This window comes from Methanocalculus natronophilus (assembly GCF_038751955.1).
Taxonomy (GTDB): domain Archaea; phylum Halobacteriota; class Methanomicrobia; order Methanomicrobiales; family Methanocorpusculaceae; genus Methanocalculus; species Methanocalculus natronophilus.
Genome location: NZ_JBCEXH010000032.1, coordinates 1 through 275 on the forward strand (window position 1 = coordinate 1; position 275 = coordinate 275).

The 275-nt window shown below is 34.5% G+C and carries 1 protein-coding gene; it reads right to left on the reverse strand.

What is annotated here, in order from left to right:
• A partial coding sequence (locus ABCO64_RS10190; protein ID WP_343089377.1) for a type 1 periplasmic-binding domain-containing protein occupies positions 1-275 on the reverse strand: 275 nt, incomplete at both ends.

Sequence of the window (275 nt, forward strand, 5' to 3'; positions counted from 1 at the left end):
TTTGGTCGTTAACCATGTATTTACGCACGGTAGACACCATAAATATATCCTTGCGTCCTTCATCTATTAATGTACGAGTAATTTCATAACCCGCTTTTTCATAATCAATAGAGACACTAGGAATTGCTTCATTATCAGGATAAAGGGTGTTTGTAAGTACAATTGGAATTTTATACTCATCACGCATAGTGAGTAAGAAATCATACTGTTTTGGCGTAATTTCATCATTTAAGTAGAGTAATCCATCCACTTGTGCAGCCACAATCTCTTTTAAT